At 50.7% G+C, this 959-nt stretch carries 1 protein-coding gene; it reads right to left on the reverse strand.

Annotated features, from left to right (window positions below; genetic code table 11):
* Window positions 1-313: 313 nt before the first annotated feature.
* Window positions 314-823 (reverse strand): antirestriction protein ArdA, encoded by a 510-nt coding sequence (locus LZP96_RS23905; RefSeq protein ID WP_000129958.1) that lies wholly within the window; start codon window positions 821-823, stop codon window positions 314-316.
* Between the last annotated feature and the right edge of the window lie 136 nt (window positions 824-959).

Consider the following 959-nt stretch of genomic DNA (forward strand, 5'->3'; position numbering starts at 1 on the left):
CCCCGCTGAGCTGCACAATCCACGGATAACACAATAGCGCACTGGCAAAGGATGCCGACGCCTGAAGGGCGTTGGCACCCCGAAGGGGCGGGGCGAGACGGGAACCGGCTCGATGCGCAGCACAGCAGAGCGGCCCCGAAGGGGTAACGCCCTGTGTGGCATCAGGATTTAGCGCAATGGCAGAACATGAGCTGGAGAGATCACCGGCAAGCAGCAGCAAAGGGGCGGCGCAGCCGCCCAGATGGCTGTTTGCCGATACCGGCGATTAATTAGAGCGGTGTTTAATATCCCCCGCGTGGCGGGGGACTAGGTTTCAGCAAGTCATGTTAAATACGTGTCCGTCATGTAAACTGAAATCCCCAATAAACAGATCCCGCGCATAGGCTACGATGTCAAAATATCGGGCTACGGATTCAGGAATTTCATTCAGTAGACCGCTATCATTCAGGTATTCCTCTGCAAAAGTTTCTTCGTCCTTAGCTTCGCCCATATAGGCATCTCTAAACAGGTCGAAATCAGTGCTATTAAACAGATCAACAAAGGCCACAAACGCCGCTTCGTTTCCTTCCTCGCGGGCTTGTTTAAAGCCGTTAATAAAATCCCAGTTGATATGGCACTCTGACGCCATATCAGACGGAATACCCTCCCAATCCTGGAACATAAATTCTGGATCAGCCTCATTTGCGTGTAACTCGCGGCAGCGCTCGTAAAACTCCTCTGAGCTATCAAAATCGGTCAGATCGAGCCAGGCTCCCGCAATGCTTCCGCAGTTGTATTTATGGTAAGTGCCAACATAAACAGAAGGGGTCGTAATATCAGTCATGGTGTACTCCTTAAAGCGCCGATACCGGCAATTTTTCGGGCGGCGGTATTGCCTCCCGATGATTTAATTATCGGTGATTACGCCTTTAAAGTCAATACAAGTACGGAATTTATTTACATGTTTTTATGCCCGTCAG

The sequence above is a fragment of the Huaxiibacter chinensis genome (assembly GCF_022171985.1).
GTDB classification, from domain to species: Bacteria; Pseudomonadota; Gammaproteobacteria; order Enterobacterales; family Enterobacteriaceae; genus Enterobacter; species Enterobacter chinensis_A.